The organism is Arthrobacter sp. MMS24-S77 (genome assembly GCF_054888235.1).
In genome coordinates this window covers 3,417,639-3,433,031 of record NZ_JBTZRN010000001.1, presented here as the reverse complement: position 1 = coordinate 3,433,031, position 15,393 = coordinate 3,417,639, and the positions used below count along the sequence as shown (strand labels likewise).

Sequence of the window (15,393 nt, the reverse complement as noted above, 5' to 3'; positions counted from 1 at the left end):
TGGTGGGTATGACTTATTCGGCTGCGGAAAACCGCTATGAAACCATGCCCTACCGCCGCGTCGGACGAAGCGGTCTCAAACTTCCTGCCATCTCCTTGGGACTTTGGCATAACTTCGGCGATGACAAGCGTTTCGAGGAACAGCGCGCCATCCTGCGCCGTGCCTTCGATCTCGGGGTGAACCACTTCGACCTTGCCAACAACTACGGCCCGCCGGACGGTTCCGCCGAAACCAACTTCGGCCGCCACCTCCAGGACGATTTCAAGCCCTACCGCGATGAACTCGTCATTTCCACCAAGGCCGGCTACTACATGTGGCCCGGTCCCTACGGGGAATGGGGTTCCCGCAAGTACCTGCTCTCCAGCCTGGACCAGTCGCTGCAGCGCATGGGCCTGGACTACGTGGACATCTTCTACAGCCACCGTCCCGATCCCGAAACCCCGTTGGAAGAAACCATGGGTGCACTGGACTACGCCGTCCGTTCCGGCAAAGCGCTGTATGCCGGCATCTCTTCCTACACTCCGGAGCAGACCCTCGAGGCAGCCCGGATCCTCAAGGAGATGGGCACGCCCCTGCTCATCCACCAGCCCAGCTATTCCATGCTCAATCGTTGGACCGAGAACGGCAGTCCCAACCTGTACGAGGCACTTGACCAGGTAGGCGCCGGATCCATCGCGTTCTCCCCGCTCGCACAGGGGATGCTCACCAACCGGTACCTGAACGGCATCCCGGCGGACTCACGCGCGGCCAAGGAACGGTTCTTGTCCGAATCAGCGCTGACCGAGGAAAAGCTGAACCGGGTGCGTGGTTTGAACGCCATCGCCGAAGGGCGCGGCCAGACCCTCGCGCAGATGGCTATCGCCTGGATCCTCCGCGAGCAGCCCAAGGGTTCACCTGTAACCTCGGCCTTGGTGGGCGCGTCAAGTGTCGCGCAACTGGAGGACACCTTGTCTGCGATCAACAACCTCGACTTCACGTCCGAGGAGCTGACTGCGATTGACGAGTTCGCCGTCGAATCCGACATCAATCTGTGGGCACAGAGGTAGTTTCGGAAACTTAACAGAAGAGCGGGGCCGGCCGGGAACAAAGCCGGCCCCGCTCAGGTTGGCTACAATGCAAAGAGCGCCGAATGGCGCTGTGCCTTTAGACGCCGTTGTACATTCAGGTACAGACGCGCCAGGCACCTGAGGTTAGTTCTCAAAGGAGTTCCGTGTCTTCACATCCGATTCGTGTCGCCATTGTCGGTGTAGGTAACTGCGCCGCTTCGCTGGTCCAAGGTGTCCACTACTATCGCGATGCCGACCCCCAGGCCACGATTCCCGGTCTGATGCACGTCGAGTTCGGCAAGTACCACGTCAACGATGTCCAGTTCGTCGCTGCTTTCGATGTCGACAGCAAGAAGGTTGGCCTGGACCTCGCTGACGCCATCGGCGCGAGCGAGAACAACACCATCAAGATTGCCGATGTCCCTTTGACGGGTGTAACGGTGCAGCGTGGCCACACCCTGGATGGCCTGGGCAAGTACTACCGCGAGACCATCGTCGAGGCCCCGGAAGAGGCAGTGGACATCGTCGCCGCACTGCGCGAAGCCAAGGCCGATGTCATGGTCTGCTACCTGCCGGTTGGTTCCGAGGAAGCCGCGCACTTCTATGCCCAGTGCGCCATCGATGCTGGCGTCGCCTTCGTCAATGCGTTGCCCGTATTCATCGCAGGCACCAAGGAATGGGCTGACAAGTTCACGGCTGCTGGTGTGCCGATCGTTGGCGACGACATCAAGAGCCAGATCGGCGCCACCATCACGCACCGCGTCATGGCCAAGCTCTTCGAAGACCGCGGCGTCACCCTGGACCGCACGTACCAGCTGAACGTCGGCGGCAATATGGATTTCAAGAACATGCTGGAGCGCGACCGCCTGGAGTCCAAGAAGATCTCCAAGACCCAGGCCGTGACCTCCAACGTCGAGGCCAAGCTCCACGCCGACGACGTCCACATCGGCCCGTCCGACTACGTCGCCTGGCTCGACGACCGCAAGTGGGCGTTCGTCCGCCTCGAAGGCCGCAACTTCGGCGATGCCCCGGTGTCGCTTGAGTACAAGCTCGAGGTCTGGGACTCCCCGAACTCCGCCGGCGTGATCATCGACGCCATCCGCGCGGCCAAGATCGGCCTGGACCGTGGCATCGGCGGCCCGCTCCTCTCTGCTTCCAGCTACTTCATGAAGTCCCCGCCGGAGCAGTTCAACGACGATCTCGCCCGCGAAAAGGTCGAAGCCTTCATCCGCGGCGACGTCGAGCGCTAAACGCTCGTCCGTCTCCCTCCCTCCCTCCCTCCCGGACGCTCGCTCACTTGTGTCGGGTTTTGGCCGGACGCTCGCTCACGTTTGTCGGGTTTTGGTCGGACGCTGGCTCACGTTTGTCGGGTTTTGGTCGGACGCTCGCTCACGTTTGTCGGGGTTTGGCCGGACGCTCGCTCACGTTTGTCGGGGTTTGGCCGGACGCTCGCTCACGTTTGTCGGGTTTTGGCCGGACGCTCGCTCACGTATGTGGGGTTTTGGTCGGACGCTCGCTCACCTTCAGGTGAGCGAGCGTCCGTGGTTCAACGCCCGTTCGCTAGACGGCGCTTGCAAAGCCGGATGCGACCGCGGGATCCACCCACGCTGATCGCAATGCCCTCTTGATCTCCTTGGTTGCTTGCTCGAAACCATTTGCCAAATCGTCCTTGCGGAACACGAGGACGGTCCATCCGGCTGCTTCGAAGGCTTTGTTCCGGCGTCGGTCACTGAGTGTCTGCGCCTCCGCGAGGTGATGGCCGCCGTCGTACTGGATGGCGACCCGCCGTTGGCGGAAGCCCAAATCCGCCGACGGCGAGAACGGATCGTCACTTCGCAAGCTGAGCTGGAGTTCGGGTTCGGGGATTCCAGCGTCCAGCATGGCCAAACGAAGCAGGGACTCCGGCGCCGAGTCCGCGCCCACGCGCATCAGTTCGAGCGCTTGCCGGGCACGCACGACGCCTTGCAAATTTGGATGCCGCTCCACCAGAACACGCAGTTCTTCAGGGGTCGCGAACGGCGTGTTCCGTCCTTCCAGGGCCTGGCGGGGCACGCGAATCAGCTCGTCGCCCATACAGACGAGGTCGTTCAAAGGCAGCAGCCGGGCCATGTCCAGCCAAGTGCGTGGGCGCGTGCTGATCCGTATTCCATCAACCGATTCGACCTCGTTCTCGGCCGCGATCACCCTATGCCCGATCACGCCTTTGCGGCGGGTTCCAGGCAACGATCGGGGCTTGCTGAGGTGCAGGTCCGTAGAATCGGCAAGCCACGGCGGAAGGCAGGAAGAGCGAAGGCGCGCTGCCGTCACATGGGAGATCCAGGCCCCCGGGGTGGCAGCCGACAAGGCACGGGCGGCGGACTCAAGATCGAAGTCCCAGCCGATCGGACGGTAGAGGCTGCGGCTGACGCGTTCGACGTCGGCGCGAAGCAGACGGCCGCGCGGGACACCTTGGGCTTGGGCCTGGGTGAGCGTGAACGGACCTGAAAGCAGTTCGGCGGGAAGGGCAAGCTCGTTTCGCATACCCGCATTGTGCCGCAAAGGGGCGGGTGCCCGCAGAAGTTATCCACAGGCCCGGGATTCGGTCGTAGGTCTTGTCGTCCTCGGGGGCCATAGGTGAGCGAGCGTTCCGCGAAAGTGCCACATATGTGAGCGGGCGTCAGAAGAGACCCACCGGGTTGCCGTGCTCATCGACGTCCATGCGCATCGCGGCCGGTTCCTTAGGTAAACCCGGCATCGTCATGACCGCCCCGGTCAGCGCGACAATAAAGCCCGCCCCGGTCTTGGGGATCAGCTCGCGGACGTGCACCGTGAAACCCTTGGGGGCGCCCAACTGCGTGGCGTCGTCGGTGAATGAATACTGCGTCTTGGCCATGCAAACCGGCATTCCGCTCCAACCATTTTTCCGGATGTCCGCGAGCCGCCTGAGCGCGGGGACCGAGAACTCCACGCCATCGGCACCATAGATTTCCTGTACGATCGTGCGGATCTTGTCCTCCACAGACAGGCTCAGAGGGTACAAATGCCGGAAGTCCGACGGCGTTGCTGCCGCCACCACTGCGGCAACCTTCGCCGCGAGTTCGTCACCGCCGTCGCCCCCTCCACCTCGCCCCCAGACATCGGCAATCGCGGCCTGCACTCCCTCCTGGGCACACCATGCCAGCAGCCATTCGAGCTCCTCAGTCGTGTCCGTGGCGAACTTGTTGATCGCGACAACTGGTGTGACGCCGAACTTCTCGACATTGTGCACGTGCCGTTTCAGGTTCTCGACGCCGGCGGCGAGCGCCTCGACATTCGGCTCCTTGAGCAGCTCCTTCGGGACGCCGCCTTGCATCTTGAGCGCCCTGATAGTCGCCACGACGACGACGGCGGAGGGCGCCACGTCTGCGATGCGAGACTTGATGTCCATGTACTTTTCTGCTCCAAGATCGGCGCCGAATCCAGCTTCCGTGACCACGATGTCCGCGAGTTGTTGGGCCGTTCGGGTGGCGATGAGCGAGTTGCAGCCGTGCGCGATGTTGGCGAAAGGACCGCCGTGTACCAAAGCCGGAGTTCCTGCGATGGTCTGGACGAGGTTTGGTTTGATGGCGTCTTTGAGCAGCATGGTCAGCACGCCCTGGACCCCGAGATCGGCAACGGTGACTGGCTGTCGGTCATAGCTGTATCCGAAAGTGATACGGCCCAGGCGTTCTCGGAGATCGTCGAGATCCGTCGCGAGGCAAAAGACGGCCATGATCTCGGATGCCACGGTGATCTCGAAACCGTCCTGCCGTGGCACACCTTGAGCAGGGCCGCCGAGGCCGATGATGACCTCCCGGAGGGACCGGTCATTCATATCGAGGACCCGCTTGAATGTCATGCGGCGGGGGTCAATATTGAGCTCGTTGCCTTGGAAGATGTGGTTGTCCACGAGGGCCATGAGGGCGTTGTTGGCAGAGGTGATCGCGTGGAAGTCGCCGGTGAAGTGCAGGTTGATCTCGTCCATGGGAAGAACCTGGGAGTAGCCGCCACCGGTCGCTCCACCCTTCATGCCCAGAATCGGTCCAAGGGACGGTTCGCGCAGCGCAATCATCACTCGGTGACCGGCGCGTGCCAAGGAATCGGCGAGGCCGACCGTCGTCGTGGACTTTCCCTCGCCTGCCGGAGTCGGGGACATGGCCGAAACGAGGACTATCTTGCCGGCACGCTTAGCTTCAGGGAGACGGAGCTTGGCGGGATCGATTTTCGCTTTGAACCGACCGTACAGATCCAGGGCATCGACAGTGATCCCGGCACCCTCGGCGATCTCCTCGATGGGACGTATCGCTGCATTCTGGGCAATTTCGAGATCGCTCAAGATCTTGTTTTCAGACATCTTTGTCCTCAGCTCTGTGCGGAACACTGTGCGCGACAATCTATCAGTCGTGCCCGCATAGGTGAGCGAGCGTCGTCGGGATGGGGCTTATAGGTGAGCGAGCGTCGTGGGGGTTGTCCTTATAGGTGAGCGAGCGTCGGCCGAAGGGGGCTTATAGGTGAGCGAGCGTTAGCTTGGGCGGACCAGGACGGCGCCGATGGCCGCTTGGTAGCTCTCAAGCGCGATGGCCGCCGTCTTCTGCCAGCCGAAGGCTTCCGCATGCACGGCCGCGGCACGGCCCATGTCTTCCCGGGTGCGGGAATCGTCGTACAGGGCTTCGATGGCGTCGGCCCAATGAGAGGGATCGTGGCCGTTTACCAAAATACCTGTCCGCCCATCCGCAATGGCCCGGGACAGCCCGCCCACGTTGGTGGCCACCACAGGGGTGCCGCATGCCTGGGCCTCAAGTGCAACAAGCCCAAACGATTCGCTGAAGGAGGGCATCACCACGACGTCGGCTGAACGGAACCAAGCCGACAGCTTCGGGGCCTTGACCGGCGCGCGGTGGGTCACGACGTCGTCGAGCCCCGCGGCCGCAATGAAAGACTGCAAGTTGAAGTCCTTGGCACCGCTCAGGGCACCCAAGATGGTCAGCTCGAGGTCGATATCCGGCCGCCGTCTGCGGAGGACCCCGGCGGCTTCGATGAAGATCTGCGGACCCTTGAGCCGCTGGATGCGTCCGGCGAACAAGAGGTGGAAACTGCCGGGCCGCACGCCGAGCTCGGCACGGGACCGGGCCCGGAACGCAGGCGTGAACACGGTGAGGTCAACACCCGGGGGTGCGACGTCGATGTGGTCGAAGTCGGCGTTGTAGTGCGAGACAAGCTCCTGGGCTTCGGCAGGAGTGTTGGCCACGAGGCGGGCGGCTCCATCGACGATCCTCTGCTCTCCGTCTTCCCGCAGCCGCGGTTCGGGGCGCTCTCCGGATTCCAGCACCAGATTCTTGACCTTGGCCATCGTGTGCATCGTGTGGATCAGGGGCACATTCCACAGCGCGGAAAGTTCCAGACCGGCCACACCGGACACCCAGTAGTGCGAATGGATGGCGTCGTAACGGCCGTGCGGCTGCCGCTGCCGGATCCTCTCGATTTCGGCAACCATGGTGTGCAGGAGCTCGGGAAGTTCCTCTTTGGGCAGCTTCCTTGGCGGCCCCGCCAAGACGTTGTGGACGCAGACCCCGGGACCGGGGTGTTCGACGGCGGGCTGCCCGGCGGACGTTGCACGCGTGAAGATCTCCACTTCCACGCCGAGATCGGCCAGCGCCATGGCCAGGGCCCGGACGTAGACATTCATGCCGCCGGCGTCGCCCGAACCGGGCTGTTCCATGGGGGAGGTGTGGAGGGAAAGGAACGCCACGCGACGGATCATCGACACGGCCTACCTCCTGTATCCAACGAACAATTCAACAATCAATTTTCACCAAGTTCCGCGAGGCGCAGTGTTCCTGCGCTTCAGCGAAAACACTACTCCTGACATCCGCGGCGTTGCAGCCACGGCCAATATTGCAGCCCGGCCAACAGTAGCCGGGCACCAACGCAAGATTGGCTGCTACCGTAACGGGCGTGAGCCAATCAAACACTGAAGCAACAACGTCACCAGCCGCAAATTACGAGATCCGGCCGGCGCAGCCAAGCGACTGGCCGGGGATCTGGGCTGTTCTTGAACCCGTGATCCGTGCGGGGGAGACCTTCACCTGGGATCGGGACACGTCCGAAGAAGCGGCGCGGAGCAAATGGTTGAAGGAAGCGCCCGGCCAAACTTTCGTGGCGGTGCGCGACGGCGAGGTGCTGGGTACCGGTGAACTGCACGCCAACCAGGGCGGCGGCGGAAGCCACGTGGCCAACGCCGGCTACATGGTCCACGCCAATCACGGAGGCCAGGGCATCGCGCGGGCACTCTGTGCCTATTCCCTGGCGGCCGCCCGGGAGGCCGGGTTCAAGGCTATGCAGTTCAACGCCGTCGTCGAAAGCAACGTCCGCGCGGTGGGCCTCTGGCAGTCCATGGGCTTCCGCATCCTGGCGACAATTCCCGAGGCATTCCAGCACCCGACCCTTGGCTACGTGGGCCTGCACGTCATGTACCAGGAGCTCTAGGCCACCGAAGCCGTGACCAAGGGCGGGCGTCCCCGCGGAAGGCTATGCACATACGTGGCCGCGGCGTAGTCTGCCGTGCATGGACGCAACGCCCAGGGCTGGATTCGATCCCCTCGCCGCCATCCGCGGAGATGCGAACGGCGCAGGGGACGATTCCGGCTGCGACCTCCTCCTCACGGGCACGGTCTTCCAAGACATCATCTTCACCGGACTGGACCACACTCCGGAACCCGGGACAGAGGTATGGAGCCAAGGTATGGGCACGTGCCCCGGCGGCGTGGCCAACCAAGCCATCGCGGCCGCACGGCTTGGGCTGAGGACCAGCTTGGCGGCGGCCTTCGGAGACGACGGGTACGGGGACTTCAACTGGCGGATCCTTGAGAGCCAGGAGCACGTGGATCTTTCCCTCTCAAGGAGGTTCGAGGGCTGGCATTCCCCGGTCACCGTTTCCTTGTGCGTCGATCACGATCGTTCCATGGTCACGCACGGACACCCTGCGCCCATGAGTGCATCCGAACTGATTGGCGAGCCTCCCAAGGCGCTCGCCGCCGTCGCGGATCTCGGCGAGGAACCAGAGCCTTGGATGCTCGCGGCGAGGAAGGCCGGCGTCAAACTCTTCGGCGACGCCGGATGGGACCCGACTGGGCAATGGTCGTCGAGGCGGCTTGACCAGCTCGGTAATTTCCACGCCTTCATGCCCAACCAGCGGGAAGCGATGGCCTTTACCGGCAAGGACAATCCGTGGTCTGCTCTCTATGCGCTCGCCGACCGCGTTCCGGTAGCCGTCGTGACGCTCGGAGCCCAAGGGGCCATGGCCGTGGATTCCGAAACAGGAGAGGAGGAATGGGTACCGTCCCTTCCTGTGACCGCATACGACCCTACGGGTGCGGGCGACTGCTTCGGCGCGGCGTTTGTTGTGGGCTGCCTGGCCGGGTGGCCGTTGGGGGACAGGCTCCGCTTCGCCAACCTTTGCGCCTCGTTGGCAGTGCAGGAGGTGGGAGGCTCGCTGGCTGCTCCCGGCTGGGGTGACATCGCCGATTGGTGGCAGCGGGCCAACTCCCGGCGGGAGCGGCAGTCAAGCCAATGGCTCAAACGGTTCGCGTTCCTCGAAGACATCGTCCGAGACGTCCCGCCCGGAGCCCAACGGCGTGCGTCGGCGACTATCGCCCACAACTCCGACGCCTGAGCTGCGCTAAACCCGAGCCAAGCCCCCAGTCAACCCCTGGGCCGCGGCGGCACTAGAATCGTGAGGTGACTTACGAAGCAGCTGCCAGTTTCGAGCCCGCGACGAAATCGGGTTCGGCAACGGTCCTCGAACGCTCAGCCGTCATTGACTTGGACGCCGTCCGGCACAATGTGCGCCAATTCGTGGCTATCGCCTCGCCTGCCAATGTCATGGCCGTGGTCAAGGCCGATGCCTACGGACACGGAGCCATCCAGGTGGCACGGGCAGCCCTTGACGCCGGTGCCCGCTGGCTCGGCGTCGCCCATATTTCGGAGGCACTGGCGCTACGCGCTGCCGGAATCGACGCACCCCTGCTGGCGTGGTTGCACACCACCGAAAGCAACTTCCAGGCGGCTGTTGCGGCCGGCGTCGACGTCGGGATTTCCGGCTGGGAACTGGACGCCGTGGTCGCTGCGGCACGCGAACAGGAGCGTCCGGCCCGCATCCACCTGAAAGTGGACACTGGCTTGGGGCGCAATGGCGCGACGATCGCCCAATGGGACAAACTAGTAGGCCAGGCCATGGAATACCAGGACGAAGGCCTCCTGCGCGTGGTGGGCATCTTCTCTCATTTGGCCGTGGCCGATGAACCCCACCGCCCGGAGACCGATGAGCAATTGGCGGCCTTCCGGGAAGCGATCGCCGTCGCCGAGGACGCCGGGGTGGACACCGAGGTACGGCACGTGGCCAACACGCCGGCCACGCTTTCCCGCCCGGATGCACACTTCGACCTCGTCCGCGTCGGCCTCGGACTCTACGGACTGTCCCCTTTCGAAGGACAAAGCTCCGCGGAACTCGGACTCCGCCCCGCTATGACGGTCCGCACCCTTGTCTCCAACTGCAAACGAGTGCCCGAGGGCCAAGGTGTGTCCTACGGACTCAACTACCGGACCTCCAGCGAGAGCACCCTGGGCCTCATCCCGCTCGGATACGCGGACGGCGTGCCGCGAATCGCCACCGGCGGGCCGGTGCGCGTCAACGGAGTCAATTACCCCGTTGTGGGGCGGATTGCCATGGACCAGATGGTCATTGACCTCGGGGATGTGGGGACCGGGGAAGCGGGTTTGCTGGGTGCTGAAGCCGTCATGTTTGGCGATGGAGCCGACGGCGGCCCGACGGCGGACGACTGGGCCGCCGCGGCGGGCACCAACAATTACGAGATCGTCACCCGCATCAGCCCTCGCGTCCCGCGGATCTACATTAATGAGACTCCGGGAGCGGATGCCCGGTGAGCGGGGCGCCGTCTAATAACACGCCGGTGAGCGGGGCAGTGTGGGAGCGTGCTGTCAAGGTCGCGACGGCGGAGCAGACACACGCTTTGGGCTCGGCACTCGGTGGGGTGCTTGAACGCGGCGACCTGCTGGTCCTGACGGGCGAACTCGGCGCAGGCAAGACCACCTTCACCCAGGGACTCGGCGAAGGCCTAGGCGTCCGCGCCGGGGTCATCTCACCCACGTTCGTCCTGGTGCGCATCCACCCCAACCTGCCCGACGGTCCGCGACCCGGCGGCCCCGATCTGGTCCACGTTGATGCCTACAGGCTCGCCTCTGCTGCGGAGATCGACGATATCGACCTCGAAAACACCATGGACAGCTCGGTAACGGTGGTCGAGTGGGGGCGCGAGCGCGTGGAACACCTTTCGGACAGCCGCCTGGACATCGAGATGCACCGGACCGTCGGTGGCTCGGAATCGCCGATCGCCAACCCGGAAGCGGGCCGGGATGAGGTGCTGGACTTCGACCCCGAGGACGACGACGAACCACGCACCATAGTTTTCCGCGGCTTCGGCCCACGGTGGAGCACCGTCCCCGAAATACTGGAAGAGAACGCCTGATGTTGATCCTGGCCATTGATACTTCGGCCGTGGCGAGTGCTGCACTCATCTCGGACGATGCCCTGGAGGGCGTGGTGGAATCCTTCGCTACCGAAGACACCCGCAGCCACGCCGAGGTCCTGGCGCCTGGCATTGAGAAACTCCTGAGCGACGCTGGTGTTAGCGGAGCAGACATCGACCTCATCGTCACCGGCGTCGGCCCTGGACCGTTCACGGGGCTCCGTTCGGGGATCGCGACTGCCCGCACCTTGGCATTCGCCTGGAACAAACCGCTCTTCGGCCTCATGAGCCTGGACGCGATCGCTTTGGAAGTAGCAGAATCCATCGAGGCGAAGGCCGAGTTCCTGGTGGCGACGGATGCCCGTCGCAAGGAGGTCTACTGGGCGCGCTACACGCTCAACGAGGGCCAGCTTCCCCACCTCGTGGACGGCCCGCATGTGGGCTTCGCCTCGGAGCTTCCCGATCTTCCCGTCTTCGGGGCTGGTGGCGGCATCTACGCGGACGTCGTCAACGCGAACGAGGAATTCAGTGCCACGCAACCCGACGCCGCCTCACTGGGCCAGTTCGCCATGGCCCTGCTCACGGCTGGCGAAAAGCTGCCGGACTCCACGCCCTTGTACCTGCGGGAATCGGATGCCCAAGTGCCCGGTCCCAGGAAGCGTGCCCTGTGAATACCTCACACCAGTTCAAACTCGATGGCGTGACCTTGCGTGACATGACCGCCGACGACGTCACTGCCGTCGAGGTCCTGGAACGCCGGCTATTCCCGGTGGACGCCTGGCCGATGCAGATGTTCTTCGATGAACTTGCCCAGGTGGATACCCGCCGCTACGTAGTGGCCGAAGCCGACGGACAGATTGTGGCTTACGCCGGCCTCATGTGCATCGAGCCAATCGCGGACGTCCAGACGATCGCCGTCGTGCCCGAATTCGAAGGTCGGGGATTGGCTCCGCCATCCTCACCGAACTCATTGAAGAGGCCCGAGGGCGCGGCGCAACGGAAGTCCTTCTCGAGGTCCGTGCCGACAATCCGCGCGCCCAGGCCTTATACGTGCGGTTCGGCTTCGAGCAGATCCATGTACGGCGACGCTACTACCGCGACGGTACGGACGCCCTCATCATGAGGCTGACATTGACTGAAGGAATCCCGGCGTGAACCAGCCCAGCCAAGTGAACCACCCCCGCACCGTCCAGCCGCTTGTGCTGGGGATCGAGTCCTCCTGCGACGAAACCGGTGTCGGGATTGTCCGGGGCACCACCCTGTTGACCAACACGGTGTCCTCCTCGATGGATGAGCATGTCCGTTTTGGTGGCGTCATTCCGGAGATCGCTTCCCGTGCGCACTTGGACGCCTTTGTCCCCACGTTGCAGGAGGCCCTGAACGAGGCTGGAGTGACGCTGGACGACATCGACGCCATCGCCGTGACCTCCGGGCCTGGGTTGGCCGGCGCGCTCATGGTGGGTGTCTGCGCGGCCAAGGCCCTCTCGGTTGCCACGGGCAAGCCGCTCTACGCCATCAACCACTTGGTGGCACACGTCGGCGTCGGGCTCCTTGACGGAAAGGGGGGCGGCGCTGCGGGCGGCGCCACTGGATTCGGCGCCACTGGACTCGGCGCTGGTGGACGGTTGCCGGAGAACCTCGGTGCGCTGCTGGTTTCCGGCGGGCACACGGAAATCCTGCGCATCCGCAGCATCACCGACGACGTCGAGATGCTGGGTTCCACGATCGACGACGCCGCGGGCGAGGCTTACGACAAAGTGGCGAGGCTCCTGGGCCTTGGCTACCCCGGCGGGCCGGCCATCGACAAACTCGCCAAGCAAGGCAACGCCAAGGCCATCCGCTTCCCCCGCGGCTTGACCCAACCCAAGTACATGGGAACCGCGGAGGAGCCCGGACCACATCGTTACGATTGGTCCTTCAGCGGGCTCAAGACCGCCGTCGCGCGCTGCGTGGAACAGTTCGAAGCGCGAGGCGAGGACGTCCCCGTGGCCGATATCGCCGCCGCATTCCAGGAAGCAGTGGTGGACGTCATCACGTCCAAGGCAGTGTTGGCCTGCAAGGAGAACGGCATCACGGATCTCCTGCTGGGCGGTGGCGTTGCAGCCAACTCCAGGCTCCGTGAACTGACCGGGCAGCGCTGCAGCTCCGCCGGGATCGCTTTGCACGTACCGCCGTTGTCGCTGTGCACCGACAACGGCGCCATGGTTGCCGCCCTGGGCTCACAGCTCATCATGGCGGGAATCGCTCCCAGCGGCGTCGCGTTCGCTCCCGATTCTTCCCTGCCGGTGACTACGGTTTCGGTGTAGGCGCAGCTAGGCGCTCGGCACGGACCGCATTTGCTGTACGAGGTCCTGGACGACGGCATGAAGATCGCCGTCGTGCTGGGCAGCGACGCGGCGTTGGCGCTGATAGCCAGCTCCGCGGGCAATGATCTTTTCGACGTCGGCCAGTTCCTTCGAGCAGCCGAGCTTTTCCGCGACCGGCGCCAGGCGGAGCAGTGTTTCCTTCAGGTGATCGGTGACGAGCTGCTCATTGCCTTCGGCATCGAGGATGATGATCGCCTCCATGCCGTAGCGGGCTGCGCGCCACTTGTTTTCCTGGATATGCCATGGCGGCATAGTGGGAATGCTGCCGCCGTTGTCCAGGATGGTGGAGAACTCGTCCACCAGGCATTGGGTCAGGGCTGCAACGGCGCCGACCTCCTCAAGGGTGGCCAGGCCATCGCAAATGCGCATCTCGATGGTGCCCAAATTCGGCACGGGACGGATATCCCAGCGAATTTCGGACAGGGTGTCGATTACTCCCGTGGTGAACATGTCCTGGACATAGGACTCATACTCAGCCCAGCTGGGGAACTGGAAAGGCAATCCTGCCGTGGGCAGCTGCTGGAACATGAGGGCGCGTTGTGACGCGTAGCCGGTGTCTTCGCCGCCCCAGAATGGGCTTGAGGCGGACAAGGCCTGGAAGTGGGGGAAGTAGTTGACCAGCCCGTCGAGGATGGGGAGCGCCTTATCCCTCCGGTCCAGGCCGATGTGGACGTGGACGCCATAGATGACCATTTGCCGTCCCCACCATTGGGTGCGGTCGATCAGCTTGGCATAGCGTTCTTTGTCCGAGACCGGCTGAAGCTGCGGCGGGCTGAAAGGATGGCTGCCGGCGCAAAAAAGCTCCACACCCATGGGGTCGGTGACTTCCCTGACGGCCTGCAGGGACCGGGCCAGGTCTTCCTTGGCTTCCTTGACGGTGTTGCACACGCCCGTGACAAGTTCCACCGTGTTGAGGAGCAATTCCCGCTTGATGTGCGGATGCTCGTCGTCTTCGTTCAGGTCCGGATGCCGGGATGCCACGCCGCGCAGGACCTCATTCGCGACCGATACCAATTCGCCGGTGCGCGCATTGACGAGCGCGAGCTCCCATTCCACCCCAAGTGTCGACTGCCTGGATGGAGCGAAATCAATCTGCACGTAGGTCCCCTCGGTGATATGCGAAAAACGCCTGAGCAACGCCCGCCGTGGGGCCGTCAGCGGTTGGCTCAAGTCTAATGCAGGGGCGGTACCGTACCGCATGGGCGGAAACCTAAGGAAACCGGGTTCTTTTGCTAATGAGAATGATTTGCATCTAATATAGGAGGCATGCACCTTTCTGTTGTCAGCTCACTCGATAGCCAATGCCGCGAAGCAGCCACAGCCAAGCTAGGGCGCACACATCGTGACTCAGCGGTGGTCCTCCACGACCTCCTGGATGGCTCCATTGTCCTGCGGAGGGTCTTCCGCAACGGCGAACTTGTAGAGCGGGCGCAAACGGTCTTGGAGCACGGCTGCCTCAGCTGCACAGTCCGCCTCGATGTTGTCCCTACGGCGGAACGCCTCGCCGCGTCCGGTCATGACCACATCGTCCTGGGCCTGCCACCGGGTGTCTCCGTGGACATGGCGGTTGCCGAACTCAAGCGGGGCCTCGAGCGGCCTGCCGTTATCGACAACGCAGTGCTGGCGATCGATCCCTCAGCGCTGGAAGACCATATTTGGGACAAGCACACCCTGTATGAATCCGGCTTCACGGCCATGCCGGAGGACCACCGCACCAGCGGAGAATTTCTCATCGGAGAGTTGGGCCACGCGGATACTGTCATGGTGCAGGCCGGTCTTGGAGCCGAGCTCACCGGATTGCGCCCGGATTCGAGCGAGGCTTGGTCCCAAGGACTGGAACTTCTTGGGCAACTCGCGCCCCATGCTGCGATTTCCGCCCGCGACGACGACTTCCGGCCCGGCTGCTACGACGGCGCGGAGGCGCTCGCGAGGGTTCGTCGCGGTTCCGTGAGGGTTCCCCTCGAGGAAGAGTCGGGGAGCTTCCGGACCGTGCTCCACAAAGTGGAGCGTCCGCTTCATCCCGGGCGCTACAGGGAAGCCCTGCCCAAGTTGGCAGAGGGATGCCACTGGATGCGGGGCCGCCTGTGGGTTGCCTCGGCGGCCAAGATCCGGATCGCCGTGCAGGGAATCGGACCGCGGGTCTGGCTCGAGAGTACGGGAGAGTGGCTCGCGGATGCTGGCATCGACTCGGTTCGCGACGGCAAGGGCCGGCAGGACGAAGACGGTCTCAACGACGTCGACGCCGTTCTCGACTGGCACCCCCGCTTCGGCGATCGCGGCACCGTGCTGGCCGTGACCGGCCGAGGAGACGACGTCGATGCCACGGAAATCCGGGCCCTACTGGACGGATGCGCGCTGAGCGAAGCCGAGATGAGCCTCGATTTCGCTGCGCTTGAGGATCCGCTGGAGCTCGAATCCACCCTTTAGCCGGGCTTCAGC

At 63.9% G+C, this 15,393-nt stretch carries 13 protein-coding genes and 1 pseudogene; 10 read left to right on the top strand and 4 right to left on the bottom strand.

Features of this window, described 5'->3' with window-relative positions; all coding sequences use genetic code 11:
- Positions 1-8: 8 nt before the first annotated feature.
- Positions 9-1,046, top strand: a complete 1,038-nt coding sequence (gene mgrA, locus ACX5I4_RS15680) for an L-glyceraldehyde 3-phosphate reductase (protein WP_461837461.1) — start codon at positions 9-11, stop codon at positions 1,044-1,046.
- A 164-nt stretch (positions 1,047-1,210) separates the two neighbouring features.
- Positions 1,211-2,296 carry an inositol-3-phosphate synthase gene (locus ACX5I4_RS15675; protein WP_461837460.1) on the top strand — a complete coding sequence of 362 codons (1,086 nt, stop codon included), beginning with the start codon at positions 1,211-1,213 and terminating at the stop codon, positions 2,294-2,296.
- A gap of 310 nt (positions 2,297-2,606) precedes the next feature.
- Here the strand turns inward: ACX5I4_RS15675 and ACX5I4_RS15670 are convergent, their stop codons facing one another.
- The 3 genes from ACX5I4_RS15670 to mshA all read right to left on the bottom strand — a co-directional run bounded on the left by ACX5I4_RS15670 (position 2,607) and on the right by mshA (position 6,810).
- Positions 2,607-3,566, bottom strand: coding sequence for a DUF559 domain-containing protein (locus tag ACX5I4_RS15670; RefSeq protein WP_461837459.1), 960 nt, complete (start codon positions 3,564-3,566; stop codon positions 2,607-2,609).
- Between the two features lie 136 nt (positions 3,567-3,702).
- A complete protein-coding gene (locus tag ACX5I4_RS15665) occupies positions 3,703-5,397 on the bottom strand; it encodes a formate--tetrahydrofolate ligase (RefSeq protein WP_461837458.1) in 1,695 nt (564 codons plus the stop codon).
- A gap of 168 nt (positions 5,398-5,565) precedes the next feature.
- Positions 5,566-6,810: a D-inositol-3-phosphate glycosyltransferase gene (gene mshA / locus ACX5I4_RS15660; RefSeq protein ID WP_461837457.1), complete on the bottom strand. Its 1,245-nt coding sequence runs from the start codon at positions 6,808-6,810 to the stop codon at positions 5,566-5,568.
- A gap of 188 nt (positions 6,811-6,998) precedes the next feature.
- On the opposite strand from mshA, the gene ACX5I4_RS15655 reads away from it, so the two are divergent.
- The 7 genes and pseudogenes from ACX5I4_RS15655 to tsaD all read left to right on the top strand — a co-directional run bounded on the left by ACX5I4_RS15655 (position 6,999) and on the right by tsaD (position 12,894).
- Entirely contained in the window at positions 6,999-7,529 is a 531-nt protein-coding gene (locus tag ACX5I4_RS15655; RefSeq protein WP_461837456.1) for a GNAT family N-acetyltransferase, read from the top strand.
- A 79-nt stretch (positions 7,530-7,608) separates the two neighbouring features.
- Positions 7,609-8,715 carry a carbohydrate kinase family protein gene (locus tag ACX5I4_RS15650; protein ID WP_461837455.1) on the top strand — a complete coding sequence of 369 codons (1,107 nt, stop codon included), beginning with the start codon at positions 7,609-7,611 and terminating at the stop codon, positions 8,713-8,715.
- Between the two features lie 65 nt (positions 8,716-8,780).
- Positions 8,781-9,986: an alanine racemase gene (alr, locus tag ACX5I4_RS15645; RefSeq protein ID WP_461837454.1), complete on the top strand. Its 1,206-nt coding sequence runs from the start codon at positions 8,781-8,783 to the stop codon at positions 9,984-9,986.
- A 26-nt stretch (positions 9,987-10,012) separates the two neighbouring features.
- A complete protein-coding gene (gene tsaE, locus ACX5I4_RS15640) occupies positions 10,013-10,588 on the top strand; it encodes a tRNA (adenosine(37)-N6)-threonylcarbamoyltransferase complex ATPase subunit type 1 TsaE (protein ID WP_461837453.1) in 576 nt (191 codons plus the stop codon).
- Positions 10,588-11,259 (top strand): tRNA (adenosine(37)-N6)-threonylcarbamoyltransferase complex dimerization subunit type 1 TsaB, encoded by a 672-nt coding sequence (gene tsaB / locus ACX5I4_RS15635; RefSeq protein WP_461837452.1) that lies wholly within the window; start codon positions 10,588-10,590, stop codon positions 11,257-11,259. Before tsaE ends, tsaB begins: the two co-directional genes overlap by 1 nt.
- Before the next feature lie 44 nt (positions 11,260-11,303).
- A pseudogene (gene rimI, locus ACX5I4_RS15630) lies at positions 11,304-11,743 on the top strand (ribosomal protein S18-alanine N-acetyltransferase).
- Complete coding sequence (tsaD, locus tag ACX5I4_RS15625; RefSeq protein ID WP_461837451.1) at positions 11,740-12,894, top strand: tRNA (adenosine(37)-N6)-threonylcarbamoyltransferase complex transferase subunit TsaD; 1,155 nt, start codon at positions 11,740-11,742, stop codon at positions 12,892-12,894. The pseudogene rimI and the gene tsaD overlap by 4 nt, the downstream one beginning before the upstream one ends.
- A gap of 6 nt (positions 12,895-12,900) precedes the next feature.
- On the opposite strand, the gene ACX5I4_RS15620 is transcribed toward tsaD, so the two are convergent.
- A complete protein-coding gene (locus tag ACX5I4_RS15620; RefSeq protein ID WP_461837450.1) occupies positions 12,901-14,052 on the bottom strand; it encodes a glutamate--cysteine ligase in 1,152 nt (383 codons plus the stop codon).
- Between the two features lie 168 nt (positions 14,053-14,220).
- Here ACX5I4_RS15620 and ACX5I4_RS15615 point away from each other — a divergent pair, with 168 nt between their 5' ends.
- Complete coding sequence (locus ACX5I4_RS15615) at positions 14,221-15,381, top strand: GTP-binding protein (protein WP_461837449.1); 1,161 nt, start codon at positions 14,221-14,223, stop codon at positions 15,379-15,381.
- Positions 15,382-15,393: the final 12 nt, after the last annotated feature.